Genomic DNA, 12,875 nt, shown 5'->3' on the forward strand with positions numbered 1-12,875 from the left:
TCTCTGCCTCGCTAGCACTCTCCAATGAGGAGTGCTAACACTCATCACGCGGACCTGACATATGGGTCCGTACAGGTCATTTGATCGAGGGATTAGACAATGACAAGCACAACTTTCCGCCCGCTGCATGACCGCGTCGTTGTTCGTCGCGTTGAGTCTGAAGCAAAGACCAAGGGCGGCATTATCATTCCTGACACCGCCAAGGAAAAGCCACAGGAAGGCGAAATCGTCGCTGTTGGCACCGGCGCTCGCGACGATAGCGGCAAGCTCGTTCCTTTGGACGTGAAGGCTGGCGATCGCGTTCTGTTCGGCAAGTGGTCCGGCACTGAAGTCAAGCTCGACGGCGAAGACCTTCTGATCATGAAGGAATCCGACATCATGGGCGTTATCGGCTGATCTAGCCGGTTTTTCTCCATCCTTACATGACAACCAATGGGCATGAGCCCGGGAGTTTTCTACAATGGCAGCTAAAGAAATTAAATTCGGCCGCACAGCGCGCGAAAAGATGCTCAAGGGCGTCGACGTACTCGCAGACGCAGTGAAGGTAACGCTTGGTCCTAAGGGCCGTAACGTCATCATCGACAAGTCCTTCGGCGCACCGCGCATCACCAAGGACGGCGTTTCTGTCGCCAAGGAAATCGAACTCGAAGACAAGTTCGAAAACATGGGCGCACAGATGGTCCGCGAAGTTGCTTCGAAGACCAACGACATTGCCGGTGACGGCACCACGACTGCGACCGTTCTTGCACAGGCCATCGTTCGCGAAGGCAACAAGGCAGTTGCTGCCGGCATGAACCCGATGGACCTCAAGCGCGGTATCGACCTCGCTGTGTCCGAAGTCGTCAAGGACCTTCAGTCCAAGGCGAAGAAGATCTCCACGTCTGAAGAAGTTGCACAGGTCGGCACGATCTCTGCTAACGGCGACACGCAGGTCGGCAAGGACATTGCTGAAGCCATGCAGAAGGTTGGCAACGAAGGCGTTATCACCGTCGAAGAAGCCAAGACCGCTGAAACCGAACTCGAAGTCGTTGAAGGCATGCAGTTCGACCGCGGTTACCTCAGCCCTTACTTCGTCACCAACCCTGAAAAGATGGTTGCTGACCTGGAAGACGCTTACATTCTTCTCCACGAGAAGAAGCTTTCGAACCTTCAGGCCATGCTGCCTGTTCTCGAAGCTGTCGTTCAGACCGGCAAGCCACTTGTCATCATCGCTGAAGACGTTGAAGGCGAAGCTCTTGCAACGCTCGTCGTCAACAAGCTGCGTGGCGGCCTGAAGATTGCTGCTGTCAAGGCTCCTGGCTTCGGCGATCGCCGCAAGGCCATGCTCGAAGACATCGCGATCCTGACCGGCGGTACCGTTATCTCCGAAGATATCGGCATCAAGCTCGAAAACGTCACGCTCGACATGCTCGGCAAGGCGAAGAAGGTTTCGATCTCCAAGGAAAACACGACGATCGTTGACGGCTCCGGCCAGAAGACCGACATCGAAGGCCGCGTTGCCCAGATCAAGGCTCAGATCGAAGAAACATCTTCCGATTACGACCGCGAAAAGCTGCAGGAACGTCTTGCCAAGCTCGCTGGCGGCGTTGCCGTTATCCGCGTTGGCGGCTCCACGGAAATCGAAGTGAAGGAACGCAAGGACCGCATCGACGACGCTCTCAACGCGACGCGCGCTGCTGTTCAGGAAGGCATCGTCCCAGGCGGCGGTACTGCACTTCTGCGCTCTTCCACGAAGATCACCGTCAAGGGTGCAAACGACGACCAGGAAGCTGGCATCAACATCGTTCGCCGCGCTCTTCAGTCGCTGGTTCGCCAGATCGCTGAAAACGCAGGTGACGAAGCCTCCATCGTTGTCGGCAAGATCCTCGAGAAGAACGAAGAGAACTGGGGCTACAACGCTCAGACCTCTGAGTATGGCGACATGATTGCCATGGGTATCGTCGATCCGGTCAAGGTTGTTCGCACAGCCCTGCAGAACGCAGCTTCGGTTGCTTCCCTGCTGATCACGACAGAAGCCATGATTGCAGAACTTCCTAAGAAGGAATCTGCGATGCCTCCAATGCCAGGCGGCGGCATGGGCGGTATGGACTTCTGAGAAGTCTTACCCTCTGGAATACGGAAAGGCGGTCTTCACGGGCCGCCTTTTTTGTTGTGGTGATTTTGGAGCCGCTATATCGTCAAACGAGTGCACGGCAGAATACGCAACCAAAGTGACGGAGGTAACGTGTCGGAAACAGAAGCGGAGCCAGTGACGGTACGCGCCAGAATCCCATCGTCTCTCTTTTATGAACGATTGCTTCTTTTGGTCGCTGCGGTGTTTATGTTTGCCGCAGGATCATGCGTTTATGACATCATCAGCCTGCCTGTGCCGGCACCGTCAAACACTGTCAGTTTTCTATCCGCCTTGCTGCATTCCGCCGTCTTCAGCTTCCATTCGATCGTTATCCTCAACAGTCTAATATATTTTGGTCGTCTCTTCGACGCTCCGCCCATCAAACCAGAGCGGGAAAAATGGGATTTTCCAGGCTGGATCTTGGAGCAGCCATTTTTCGGTATTTTTCTTGGTTTATTTCTGTTCAGTTCGCCGTTCCTGATCGCAATTGGATTGTCAGGCGTGGCCTATCTTCTGGCGGTCGGACTCGTTCTTTATTTAACGCCCAGACTTATGGCCAAAGGCTACCTCGGCTATGGATTACTTTCCGCCCTTTGTCTGGCTGCTGGATTCATTCTGGCAGCACTTATTACCCGCACCCCCGACACGAGCATGTGTGTAGATGATAAGGTCGTCCCACTTCGCTCCGGTGCGGCGGTGCCATGCGATGTGTACAGCTTTGTCGACAAAGTCGATGGCATGATCATCAAACACGGCCAGTCATCTATTTTCGTGCCGCTGAAGGACCTCGCGCCGCACGAGATCACGGCACTCGGGCCTGGAAGTTGGCTTATCCGTGGCGAAATCCGGCCAATTGACTAAAGCCAGCCAAATCGCTCACTGTCTTCAAATAGTGAACAAATAGTCTCCACTTGTTCATCTGTTCCGGGGTGACAATTTGGCGCATATGTCGGGCATAAATTCATGCCATCCGGCACCATCCTCGGAGACTTCCATGTCCAGCAGCCAGAACGCACTTGTGCTCATCGCACGCATTCTTCTTTCTTTCATTTTCATTCTCTCCGGCTTCGGCAAGCTGACGGATCCTGCTGGTACGGCTGGCATGATCACCGGTGCTGGCCTGCCTGCCGCAACCGCTCTCGCCTATCTTGCAGGCGCATTCGAGTTGGTCACAGGCCTTGCCATTCTCGTCGGCTTCCAGACGAAGATCGCCGCATGGGCGCTGGCCGTATTCTGCGTGTTCACCGGTCTTGTTTTCCACAGCGGCACGGTTGCTGTTCCTGGCTGGCCTGATGCGGCGCTGGGCTGGATCAACACGCTGAACGGCATCATGCTGATGAAGAACATCACGCTGGCTGGCGCTTACATCCTGCTCGCCACCTTCGGCGCTGGCGCTTACTCGCTCGACGCACGCCGTGGCCTCAGCCTGGCCCGCGCATAAGCTGATCTAACATTCATAGAAAAAGCCGCTGGAGCGATCCGGCGGCTTTTTTTGTTCGGATCAAATTTCAACTCTCAGAGGGCAGACTTCAGGCGGGAAAGGATATCGCTGACGACAGCATCGCCCTCATGCTCCGGCTTGCGCGCCCGCACGAAACAGGCTTCCGAGCGCAGAATGATGCCGTCGGTCAGGATTTTCAAATGGTTGGCCTTGAGCGTCGAGCCGGTGGAGGTGATATCGACGATGATATCCGCCTGCCCCGCCGCCGGTGCGCCTTCTGTGGCGCCGAGGCTTTCGACGATGCGGTAAAGCTGAATGCCGTGCTGGCGCGAGAAGAACTGCTGCGTCAGCCGCCAGTATTTGGTGGCAATCGCCAGCCTGCGGCCATGGCGGGCGCGGAATTCGGAGGCGACATCGCCCAGATCGGCCATGCTGTCCACGTCAAGCCAAATCTCGGGCACGGCGACGACAACATCGGCGTGGCCGAAGCCGAGGCGGGCGCAGAATTCGACGCGGTTTTCGACATCGCTCAAATCCTCGCGCACGAGGTCTTCGCCGGTGACGCCGAAATCGACCGTGCCATTGCCGATTTCGCGGGCAATTTCGGAGGCCGAGAGGTAAGCGATCTCGATATCGTCACGCCCCTCGACCCGACCGCGATAGGAGCGGTCATTGCCGATGGCGACAACCTTGAGGCCTGCGCGCTCCAGAATAGCGGAGGAATCTTCCTTCATGCGGCCCTTGGAGGGCAATGCGATGGTGATGGTCATGGTTTGGCACTCACGGCTTCAATGCGATCCAGCCAGAGCGAAAAACCGACCGCCGGTATCTTGTCCTTTGCGCCGAGCAGCGTCATCAGCCGATCGAACCGCCCACCACCGGCCAGAACGGCACTCTCGCCGTCCACGCCGACTTCGAAAACGAGGCCGGTGTAGTAATCCAGCGGGCGACCGAAGGCGGCACCATAGGTGATGGCGTTAAGATCAAGGCCACCATTGGCGAGCGCTGCAACGCGCGCGTCAAACGCGGACAAGGCGCCATCCAGTTTCAATTTTGCCTTATCGGCAAATTCGGACAGCGTCTGCGATGCCTGCGACAGCGGGGCTTGCAAGGATAGAAACTGCTTCAGCAGCTCAAAGCTTTCATCCGGCAGGCGCGTGGCGGCGAGCGCCAGCTTTTCACGCAGACGGCGGGCGATCTCCTGCGGCGCGCGGCTGGCATTAGTGGAATAGCCCGTGTCCTGCATGACGCTATCGATATACTCGACGAGCACCTTTTCCTCGCCCGTTGCCAGCAGACCAGCGACGCGCGCGTCGAGCCCCGTCATGGGTTTGGGGCTGACGAGACTTTGCAGCAGTGCTTCCAACTGCTTCGTATCGCCAAAGGCCTGCACCAGCCGCTTCTGCCAGCCTTGCGGCAAGCCGAGGGCGGCGACGACCGCTTCGAACACCTGCTGGTCACCCAGCGTCACGGTCAGCTTGCGACCGGGCAGCAGCCGCGCCAGAATGCCGATGGCATCGCTGATGGCGCGGGCATCGGCGCTGGCGACATCGGTATCGCCCAAGTCTTCGATGCCAGCCTGATAAAACTCGTTTGCACCTTCACGGCGCTGACGAAACACTTCGCCCAGATAGGAATAGCGCTTGGGCGTGCCGGTTGCGGTTTCGATGTGGCGCAGGCAGACGGGAATGGTGAATTCCGGGCGCAGGCATAGGCTTTCGCCCGTTTCGCTCTCCGTCAGGAAAATCCGACGGCGCAGGTCTTCTCCGGCCATATCGAGGAACGGTTCGGCGGGTTGAATGACCGGCGTGTTGACGCGATTGGTGCGACGCGCATCGAATTCATCCAGAAGCTCACCGGCAAAATCCGGCATGTCGATCAGGGGCATGGGCTGCTACTTTTCATCACAGTGCGCACGGCTGCATCAGTTCGATGCGGTTGCCGAAAGGGTCATAGACGTAAAAGCGGTCATAGCCTTCCAACGGCTCATCCTCAACCACATGGCAGCCTGCCAGTTCAAGTGTTTTTCGTATATCGGCGAGGTCATCGACCAGGAAAGCGGGATGCGCTTTTCTGGCAGACCTGAAATCCGCTTCGACGCCCAGATGAACGCGCACCGTGCCGTGTTCAAACCAGCACCCGCCACGTTCGGCAAGATTGCCGGGCTTTGTGCGCTCCGACAATCCGAGGAGTGAGCCGTAGAATCGGCGCGCATCCTCCTCACCGCCCGCAGGCATGGCAAGCTGCACGTGGTCGAGCGCGAGGATGCTCATCGGCTCAGTTGCCTCCGGCTGCCCGCTGGCGATCTTCCGCCTGCGCAGCCAGAATTTCCTTCACCTTGGCCACAAGATCGGCCTCCGGTACGGTTTCCTGCGCGACACGGGCTTCACGCCAAGCAACATTGTCTTCTATCTCACCGGACAGGCGCTTGCCCTCGATCAGGTCCTTGATCTGCACGACGTTCTCGGCACGTTCATCGCCACCCTGAATGATAGCGATAGGGGCGCCCATGCGGTCGGCATATTTCAGCTGGTTGCCGAATTTCTTCCAGTTGCCCTGATACATCTCGGCACGAATGCCTTCCTTGCGCAGCGCCTGCGTGAAGCGTTGGTAGCGGCCCATGCTCTCCACATCACCGTCCATGACGGTGACGAGGACGGGCGCTAGCGGCTTGACCTGACCGAGCTTGCCAAGGTTCTTCAACGCCGTCATCAGGCGCGAGACACCGATGGAAAAGCCCGTTGCCGGAACCGGCTGGCCCATGAAGCGCGACACCAGACCATCATAACGACCACCGCCACCGACCGAGCCGAAGACGACCTTTTCGCCCTTTTCGTTGGTGACATCGAACGTGAGTTCGGCTTCGTAGACGGGACCCGTGTAGTATTCGAGGCCACGAATAACCGACGGATCGATTTGGATACGACTGCGGTCATATCCAGCCGCCGCCGTCAATTTCGCGATCATCCGAAGTTCATCAATGCCTTCTGAAAAGGCACCTTTCTCGATAGGAAATGACTGAACGAACCCATCGACAATTTCTTCGTTGGTTGAAATGTTGTTCGTCTCTAATTTGAGCTTATCTGATCCTGCCACGGGCGTATATTGTATCGATTTCCAACTAAGGTACTGGATCAAAGTGGCAATCTGGTTTTCGTCAAGCCCAGCGCCTTTGGTAAAGTCTCCAGACTCGTCTTTACGGCCCGGTCCAAGCAACAATTTCACGCCTTCAGGGCCAAACTTGTCCAGCTTATCAATGGCACGCAGCACATTCAACCGCCGTGCTGCATTCTCCTCACCACCCAAACCGATGGCTTCCATCACGCCATCCAGAACCTTGCGGTTGTTCACGCGGATCACATAATCGCCGCGCTTGATGCCTAGCGCTTCCAGCGTATCCGCCATCATCATGCACATTTCAGCATCAGCCTGCACGCCTGCCGCGCCAACCGTGTCAGCATCGAATTGCATAAATTGGCGGAAGCGACCGGGGCCGGGCTTTTCGTTGCGAAAGACGTAGCCAGCGCGGTAGGTGCGGAAGGGGAGCTGTATCTCGTTGAAGTTCTCAGCGACGTGGCGGGCGAGTGGGGCAGTGAGGTCGTAGCGCAGGCTCATCCACTGGTCGTCGTCATCGGTCAGCGAAAACACGCCTTCATTGGGGCGGTCGCTATCGGGCAGGAATTTGCCAAGCGCATCGGTATATTCGAACAGCGGCGTCTCGATGGGATCAAAGCCGTAGAGTTCGTAGACGCCACGGATTTTCTCAATCATCTCGTTGGTGGCATGGATATCGGCGCTAGAGCGGTCCACGAAGCCGCGCGGCAGGCGGGCTTTCAGTTTCTGAGGCTTTTTTGCTTTTTCGCTCATGGGGCCGGTCCAATTATCTCTTGAAATCAAGCCGGTGTCATAGAGGACGAAGCCCTGTGCGGCAAGGCCGCAGCGGTGCAGTTTTACTGGCGTGGCCACGGAAAAGATGGTAGGTGGGATACACGCATCCCACTCCACTACCGGGAGAAGAACCCAATGAGCAAACAGACCGCCATTCGCCTGCCCGACGACACCTATGAGCGCCTGAAAGCGCTGTCCGAGCGCACGGGCCGCACATCCGCCTATTATATCCGCGAGGCCATCGAAAAGCACATCGAGGATATGGAGGATTTGTATCTGGCTGAAGAGGCCACGCGGCAGATACAGCGTGGTGAGTCCAAGGTCATCAGCGCGGAGGAGATGTGGCGTGACGTGGAAAATTGAGTACCACTCGGATTTTCGAACGAAAGTCGCAGACATCGATCCAAGTCTTCGCCACCGCATCCGCTCGTTTTTGCATGAGCAGGTGGCGGCCTTGGACGACCCGCGCAAAATCGGCGCAAATCTCGGCAACTACTGGCGATATTGGGAAAGCGGTTTGCGTTTCATTTGCGACATTCAAGATCAAAAGCGGTCCATACTCGTCATCGAAATCGGCCACCTGCCCAAGAAGTCTATCGCTGAACCATGATCCTCGAAGCCATCAATTACGCCGCGACATACCGCAAGACGCCGCCGGAATTTCGGCCCTATATCCGCTATTCCGTCAATCTGTGGGCGCGGGCCAACCGGTGTGGAAAAGCCTGGGCCGAGCACGAGGACAACAGCAAGCGCTTCATTTTGTCTGCTGCGGGCAAGCTGAAACAGCGCCGCACGGCTGTCGTGCTGGGCTCCGGCCTGTTGCGGGATGTGCCGTTGCAGCAACTGGCTGCGGGTTTCGATACCGTGGTTCTGGTCGATCTGGTGCATCTCGCCAGCCTTCGCGCCAAGCTCTATGCCCGTCACAGCAGAACCGTGGTTCTGAACCACCGCGATCTCTCGGGCTATGACGATCTGGCGGCAGGCAAACCGCTGGAGCCGTTAGGTTTTCTGCGGCTGGTGCCCTATCTCGACTTCGTCGTGTCGGCTAATCTTCTGTCGCAAATCGGCACCGGTATTCGCAACCGTCTGGAAAAGCAGCCTGATCCCGCGATGCCGCAGGACGCCTTGCCGCAGCTCATTCAGGCGCATCTGGATGGTCTGTCGGGTCTTCCCTGCAAGGCCTGCATCATTACCGATACCGCCTTCGAAGTGATCGATAAAAACGGCACGCGACATCAGCAGGAAGACCTGTTGCATGGCGTGAGCGTTCCGAAGATTGCACGCGGCTGGGACTGGCCGGTGGTGCCGTTTGGTGAAGAAAGCCGCGATTATCAGATCATTCACACGGTCGTTGCCAGCGAACTGACATGATTGTCCTATTTTCTCGATATTCCGCAGGATTGAACAAGGACCCACGATCACCATGAAGACCATTTCCCTCGCCGCCGCAATTGTCGTCTCGCTCATCATGCCCGCCTTTGCGCAGGATAGCGGCAGCCATGCCGGCCACGACATGTCGAAGCCCGCAGCCGCAGACAGCCCTTCGACGAAAGCCTTCATGGAAGCCAGCAAGAAAATGCATGGCGATATGGCCATGGACTATACCGGCGATGCCGACGTGGATTTCGTGCGCGGCATGATCCCGCATCATCAGGGCGCGATTGAAATGGCGAAGGTGCAATTGCAATACGGCAAAGACCCCGAAATCCGCAAACTGGCGGAAGAGGTCATCAAGGCGCAGGAAGCCGAGATAGCTATGATGAAAGAGTGGCTGAAAGCCAGAGGTCACTAAAGGGTAGCTTAAGGCTGCCTCTCCACCGTAATCGTATAATTCGCCCCAAGCCCGCGGCGGGATGCGCTGAGAACGAGGATGGGGCGGATCAGCCAGTCGGTGTCGGCCTTGGGTGTCAGCACCGCCGTGTTCTTACCCGCATCGCTGAAAAAAATCGCGTCGTCCTCGGGCTTGGCGAAATCGAAGATCGCCATGACGACGAATTCGCTGCGACTGGTCAGCGTTACCTTCAGCGTTTCGCCCGCCTTGACCTTGACGCGGTAGACATCGCCCCTGCCCTGCCGCGTCCAGCCGTTGAGCACCAGCGGGCCGGAGGCGGGAAGCGCCGCCTGTTTCAGCGCCTCGCCATCATCAAGCCAGATACCATCGACATTGCGGCCTTCCGCATGGGCGGGAGCCGTCGCCGAGATGATGAGAAGAGACGCCAGAAGAATGTGTAAAAATCGGGTCACGGGCGTGAAAACTCCAGCCGTTGAGCATCGATGCGGGGGCGGCAGTGGCAACCTTCGATGTGGTCGTTGACCATACCCATGGCCTGCATGAAAGCATAGACGGTCGTCGGACCGACAAAGGTCCAGCCGCGTTTCTTCAGGTCTTTCGACAGGCGCGTGGAGGCGGGCGTGGTGGGGTTGGCGCGCAGGGTGGCATAATCGAACACCGGCGGGCGCTCATCCGGCTGCGGTTCAAAACGCCAGAAATAGCGGGCGAGCGACCCGAATTCATCGCGCATCTCGATGGCGCGGCGGGCATTGTTGATGGTGGAGACGATCTTGCCGCGATGGCGGATGATGCCCTTGTCGGCCACGCAACGCTCTATATCCTCGTCTCCGAATTCCGCGACCTTGTCGAAATCGAAACCACAGAATGCGGCGCGAAAGGCCTCGCGCTTTCGCAGCACCGTCAGCCAGGACAGGCCGGACTGGAAGCCCTCAAGGCAAATCTTTTCGAACAGGCGTCTGTCGTCATCGACGGGACGGCCCCATTCCTCATCATGGTATCTGGCATAGTCTTCCAGTCCCTGCTGCCAGAAGCAGCGGACCTTGCCATCTTCGCCCGTCATAAGGCCGGTTTCAGTCATGGAGCAGATGCCTTTGTGGTTGGTGACGCGGTGATTACCATTGATTCACTCTGTTTCAAAACCGCGCGCTAACCTTATTAAAAGGTTTCATCCAAATCGCGCCTTTTCATGATGTGCCATTTACCATTCGCTGTCTCCAAGGTGCGAACGTGATGATTATTTTCCGGTGTCATGTAGAGAGTCCACCCGATGTCGATGAAATCCGTTGTTCTGGCGCTGAGCTTTCTCTCCGCCATCTCCGTGCCAGCCCTTGCCAATGATCGCTACCGGGAGCGCCCGCCGGTCGTCGTCAGCCCAGACCTGACCGCGCCGTGGGTCATGCAGCTTGGCGGCGGGCAGGTTCGCCCGGTCGTTTATCCGCAGCGTCCGGCTTCCCCTTCGCTGTTTCAGCGTCCGGTGACCCAACCGCGCCCGCAGGCGGCGGCTGCCAGAACCGGGGACCCGCGCCTGCGCATCGCCCCGCAGTTTCTGCCGCAGATGGTGCGATATGATGGCAAGGAAGCGCCCGGCACCATCGTCATCGATACGCCCAACCGTTTCCTTTATCTGGTGATGGCAGATGGCAAAGCGCGTCGCTACGGCGTCGGCGTCGGCAAGCCGGGCTTCGAATGGGCCGGTACGCACAAGATTACCCGCAAGAACGAATGGCCGGATTGGACGCCGCCAAAAGAGATGATCACCCGCGAGGCCGCCAAGGGACACTACCTGCCCGCCTATATGGAAGGCGGTCCGCAAAACCCGATGGGCGCGCGCGCCATGTATCTCGGCTCCACACTGTATCGCATTCATGGCACGAACCAGCCGTGGACGATTGGCAGCAACAATTCCTCGGGTTGCATCCGCATGCGCAATGAAGATGTCACCGATCTCTACGAGCGCGTGAATGTCGGCACCCGCGTGATTGTGATCTGATAGCAACGGTGAAGTCATTCCTTGCGCCCAAAAGTAGAAAACGGGCGTGAAGAAAGTTGCTCTCTGAAAAAGATAGGTTAAGGTCCGGCCATCGACTTTGGCGGGGGACGTCAAGGGGGCCGGACGCGCTTTACAGCAGCAGACCGGACATTGAAAAACGGGCGGCTCAAACCGCCCGTTTTTTATGGATCGCTTCGATCACGGCAGGCTTTTCTCCACCATAGGCCCAATCCAGCAGTTGCACCGTGTGCAGAATGGGCAGGGCCGTGCCGGTGGCGATCTGCGTCATGCAGCCAATGTTGCCGGTGGCGATGATGTCGGCCTTCGTCGCCTCGATATTCCTGACCTTGCGGGCCTTCAATGTCGCCGATATTTCCGGCTGAAGAATATTGTAAGTGCCCGCCGAGCCACAACAGAGATGTCCTTCCGCCGGATCGCGCACGGTAAAACCTGCGGCTTTCAGCAACAGCTTGGGAATGGCCGTTATCTTCTGGCCGTGCTGCATGGAACAGGCAGAGTGATAGGCGACCGTCAGACCGTTTCGCTCCAGCGGCGCCAGATCGAGGCTGGCGAGATATTCGGTGATGTCTTTTGCCAGGGCCGAAACACGCGCTGCCTTTTCCGCATAGGCCGCATCCAGCCGCAGCATATGGCCGTAATCCTTGATGGTAGTGCCGCAACCGGACGCGGTGATGATGATGGCATCCAGCCCGCCGGTCTCGATTTCGCGCGTCCAGACATCGACATTGCGCCGGGCAGAGACCAGTGCCTGGTCCTCCCGCCCCATGTGGTGCACCAGCGCGCCGCAACAGCCCTCACCTTGCGGCAGCACCACCTCAACGCCAAGCCGGGTCGAAAGCCGGATGGTCGCGTCATTGATGGCGGGATCGAGCACCGGCTGCGCGCAACCGCCCAGAATGGCCACCCGTCCGCGTTTTTCGATCTTGGGCGAATAGCTACCGGGGTTTGACAGGGCGGAAGCGGCAGGAATTGTTTGAGGCGCGAGATCCAGCATGGCAGCCAAGGGTTTCAGCGTCGCGGACTTGCGAAACAGGCCCGCGAACGGCCTGCCGAAGCGCGCAAGCTTCAGCGCCAGGCGAAAGCGCGACGGGTGCGGCAGCACGAAGGCCAGCAGGCTGCGCATCATCCGGTCCACAAGCGGGCGGCGATAGGTCTTTTCGATATGGACGCGGGCGTGATCGACCAGATGCATATAGTCGACACCGGACGGACAGGTGGTCGTGCAGGCCAGACAGGACAGGCATCGGTCGATATGCGTCACCACCTGCTTATCCGCCGGGCGGTCGTTTTCCAGCATATCCTTGATGAGATAGATGCGCCCGCGCGGGCTATCCAGCTCGTTGCCCAGCGTCACATAGGTGGGACAGGTGGCCGTGCAGAACCCGCAATGCACGCATTTGCGCAGAATTTTTTCCGATTCCGCGACGTTGGGATCGGTGAGTTGCTGGGGGGTGAAGGAGGTTTGCATCAGGTGAGACCTCGTTGGGCGTGGGTGCGGATGCGCCCCCCTCTGTCCCGCCGGGCATCTCCCCCACAGGTGGGGAGATCGGCTGGGCGCACGAACGTCGCTTCACCTTCGACGTCAGAGATGGGCAGGAGGTCACCGCAAGTCGATCTCCCTCCTTGTGGG

16 protein-coding genes are annotated in these 12,875 nt (G+C 58.2%); 9 read left to right on the plus strand and 7 right to left on the minus strand.

Translation table 11 applies throughout. The features are described 5' to 3' along the window. The first annotated feature begins 99 nt into the window (after positions 1-99). The 4 genes from groES to RRU01S_RS07875 all read left to right on the plus strand — a co-directional run bounded on the left by groES (position 100) and on the right by RRU01S_RS07875 (position 3,554). Complete coding sequence (gene groES / locus RRU01S_RS07860) at positions 100-396, plus strand: co-chaperone GroES (protein ID WP_045229730.1); 297 nt, start codon at positions 100-102, stop codon at positions 394-396. A gap of 64 nt (positions 397-460) precedes the next feature. Further along, on the plus strand, positions 461-2,095 hold the full coding sequence (gene groL, locus RRU01S_RS07865; RefSeq protein WP_045229731.1) for a chaperonin GroEL: 1,635 nt from the start codon (positions 461-463) through the stop codon (positions 2,093-2,095). A gap of 129 nt (positions 2,096-2,224) precedes the next feature. Next, the gene (locus tag RRU01S_RS07870; protein ID WP_131367774.1) at positions 2,225-2,974 is read left to right on the plus strand and encodes a hypothetical protein; all 750 of its coding nucleotides are present in this window, start codon (positions 2,225-2,227) and stop codon (positions 2,972-2,974) included. A gap of 133 nt (positions 2,975-3,107) precedes the next feature. Beyond that, complete coding sequence (locus RRU01S_RS07875; RefSeq protein ID WP_045229733.1) at positions 3,108-3,554, plus strand: DoxX family protein; 447 nt, start codon at positions 3,108-3,110, stop codon at positions 3,552-3,554. Between the two features lie 74 nt (positions 3,555-3,628). Here the strand turns inward: RRU01S_RS07875 and hisG are convergent, their stop codons facing one another. Genes hisG through hisS form a run of 4 tightly spaced genes read right to left on the minus strand, consistent with a single transcriptional unit; the run spans position 3,629 to position 7,421 of the window. Then, positions 3,629-4,324: an ATP phosphoribosyltransferase gene (gene hisG, locus RRU01S_RS07880; protein WP_045229734.1), complete on the minus strand. Its 696-nt coding sequence runs from the start codon at positions 4,322-4,324 to the stop codon at positions 3,629-3,631. Beyond that, positions 4,321-5,442: an ATP phosphoribosyltransferase regulatory subunit gene (locus RRU01S_RS07885; RefSeq protein ID WP_045229735.1), complete on the minus strand. Its 1,122-nt coding sequence runs from the start codon at positions 5,440-5,442 to the stop codon at positions 4,321-4,323. The genes hisG and RRU01S_RS07885 overlap by 4 nt, the downstream gene beginning before the upstream one ends. Before the next feature lie 16 nt (positions 5,443-5,458). Further along, positions 5,459-5,827 (minus strand): VOC family protein, encoded by a 369-nt coding sequence (locus tag RRU01S_RS07890; RefSeq protein ID WP_045229736.1) that lies wholly within the window; start codon positions 5,825-5,827, stop codon positions 5,459-5,461. Positions 5,828-5,831: 4 nt separating this feature from the next. After that, on the minus strand, positions 5,832-7,421 hold the full coding sequence (hisS, locus tag RRU01S_RS07895; protein ID WP_045229737.1) for a histidine--tRNA ligase: 1,590 nt from the start codon (positions 7,419-7,421) through the stop codon (positions 5,832-5,834). A gap of 156 nt (positions 7,422-7,577) precedes the next feature. Here hisS and relB point away from each other — a divergent pair, with 156 nt between their 5' ends. The 4 genes from relB to copM are packed head-to-tail and all read left to right on the plus strand — an operon-like array spanning position 7,578 to position 9,234. Next, the gene (gene relB, locus RRU01S_RS07900) at positions 7,578-7,805 is read left to right on the plus strand and encodes a type II toxin-antitoxin system RelB family antitoxin (protein WP_045229738.1); all 228 of its coding nucleotides are present in this window, start codon (positions 7,578-7,580) and stop codon (positions 7,803-7,805) included. After that, entirely contained in the window at positions 7,789-8,052 is a 264-nt protein-coding gene (locus RRU01S_RS07905) for a type II toxin-antitoxin system RelE family toxin (RefSeq protein WP_045229739.1), read from the plus strand. Before relB ends, RRU01S_RS07905 begins: the two co-directional genes overlap by 17 nt. Beyond that, positions 8,049-8,813: a hypothetical protein gene (locus RRU01S_RS07910; protein WP_045229740.1), complete on the plus strand. Its 765-nt coding sequence runs from the start codon at positions 8,049-8,051 to the stop codon at positions 8,811-8,813. The genes RRU01S_RS07905 and RRU01S_RS07910 overlap by 4 nt, the downstream gene beginning before the upstream one ends. Before the next feature lie 46 nt (positions 8,814-8,859). After that, a complete protein-coding gene (gene copM / locus RRU01S_RS07915) occupies positions 8,860-9,234 on the plus strand; it encodes a CopM family metallochaperone (RefSeq protein ID WP_045229741.1) in 375 nt (124 codons plus the stop codon). A gap of 8 nt (positions 9,235-9,242) precedes the next feature. Here the strand turns inward: copM and RRU01S_RS07920 are convergent, their stop codons facing one another. Beyond that, positions 9,243-9,686, minus strand: coding sequence for an SH3 domain-containing protein (locus RRU01S_RS07920; RefSeq protein ID WP_108722586.1), 444 nt, complete (start codon positions 9,684-9,686; stop codon positions 9,243-9,245). After that, a complete protein-coding gene (locus tag RRU01S_RS07925) occupies positions 9,683-10,312 on the minus strand; it encodes a DNA-3-methyladenine glycosylase I (RefSeq protein WP_045229742.1) in 630 nt (209 codons plus the stop codon). The genes RRU01S_RS07920 and RRU01S_RS07925 overlap by 4 nt, the downstream gene beginning before the upstream one ends. Before the next feature lie 189 nt (positions 10,313-10,501). On the opposite strand from RRU01S_RS07925, the gene RRU01S_RS07930 reads away from it, so the two are divergent. Continuing rightward, the gene (locus RRU01S_RS07930; protein WP_045229743.1) at positions 10,502-11,224 is read left to right on the plus strand and encodes a L,D-transpeptidase; all 723 of its coding nucleotides are present in this window, start codon (positions 10,502-10,504) and stop codon (positions 11,222-11,224) included. 166 nt (positions 11,225-11,390) lie between these two features. On the opposite strand, the gene glcF is transcribed toward RRU01S_RS07930, so the two are convergent. Next, positions 11,391-12,713 (minus strand): glycolate oxidase subunit GlcF, encoded by a 1,323-nt coding sequence (gene glcF / locus RRU01S_RS07935; protein WP_045229744.1) that lies wholly within the window; start codon positions 12,711-12,713, stop codon positions 11,391-11,393. Positions 12,714-12,875: the final 162 nt, after the last annotated feature.

The organism is Agrobacterium rubi TR3 = NBRC 13261 (assembly GCF_000739935.1).
Classification (GTDB): domain Bacteria; phylum Pseudomonadota; class Alphaproteobacteria; order Rhizobiales; family Rhizobiaceae; genus Agrobacterium; species Agrobacterium rubi.

What these genes read in the sequence shown, in the direction of transcription:
- RRU01S_RS07890 (WP_045229736.1), bottom strand. Translation starts at nt 5,827, where the DNA reads ATGAGCATCCTCGCGCTCGACCACGTGCAGCTTGCCATGCCTGCGGGC.
- hisS (WP_045229737.1), bottom strand. Translation starts at nt 7,421, where the DNA reads ATGAGCGAAAAAGCAAAAAAGCCTCAGAAACTGAAAGCCCGCCTGCCG.
- RRU01S_RS07930 (WP_045229743.1), top strand. Translation starts at nt 10,502, where the DNA reads ATGTCGATGAAATCCGTTGTTCTGGCGCTGAGCTTTCTCTCCGCCATC.
- glcF (WP_045229744.1), bottom strand. Translation starts at nt 12,713, where the DNA reads ATGCAAACCTCCTTCACCCCCCAGCAACTCACCGATCCCAACGTCGCG.
- RRU01S_RS07885 (WP_045229735.1), bottom strand. Translation starts at nt 5,442, where the DNA reads ATGCCCCTGATCGACATGCCGGATTTTGCCGGTGAGCTTCTGGATGAA.
- RRU01S_RS07925 (WP_045229742.1), bottom strand. Translation starts at nt 10,312, where the DNA reads ATGACTGAAACCGGCCTTATGACGGGCGAAGATGGCAAGGTCCGCTGC.
- groL (WP_045229731.1), top strand. Translation starts at nt 461, where the DNA reads ATGGCAGCTAAAGAAATTAAATTCGGCCGCACAGCGCGCGAAAAGATG.
- RRU01S_RS07910 (WP_045229740.1), top strand. Translation starts at nt 8,049, where the DNA reads ATGATCCTCGAAGCCATCAATTACGCCGCGACATACCGCAAGACGCCG.
- groES (WP_045229730.1), top strand. Translation starts at nt 100, where the DNA reads ATGACAAGCACAACTTTCCGCCCGCTGCATGACCGCGTCGTTGTTCGT.
- hisG (WP_045229734.1), bottom strand. Translation starts at nt 4,324, where the DNA reads ATGACCATCACCATCGCATTGCCCTCCAAGGGCCGCATGAAGGAAGAT.
- RRU01S_RS07875 (WP_045229733.1), top strand. Translation starts at nt 3,108, where the DNA reads ATGTCCAGCAGCCAGAACGCACTTGTGCTCATCGCACGCATTCTTCTT.
- relB (WP_045229738.1), top strand. Translation starts at nt 7,578, where the DNA reads ATGAGCAAACAGACCGCCATTCGCCTGCCCGACGACACCTATGAGCGC.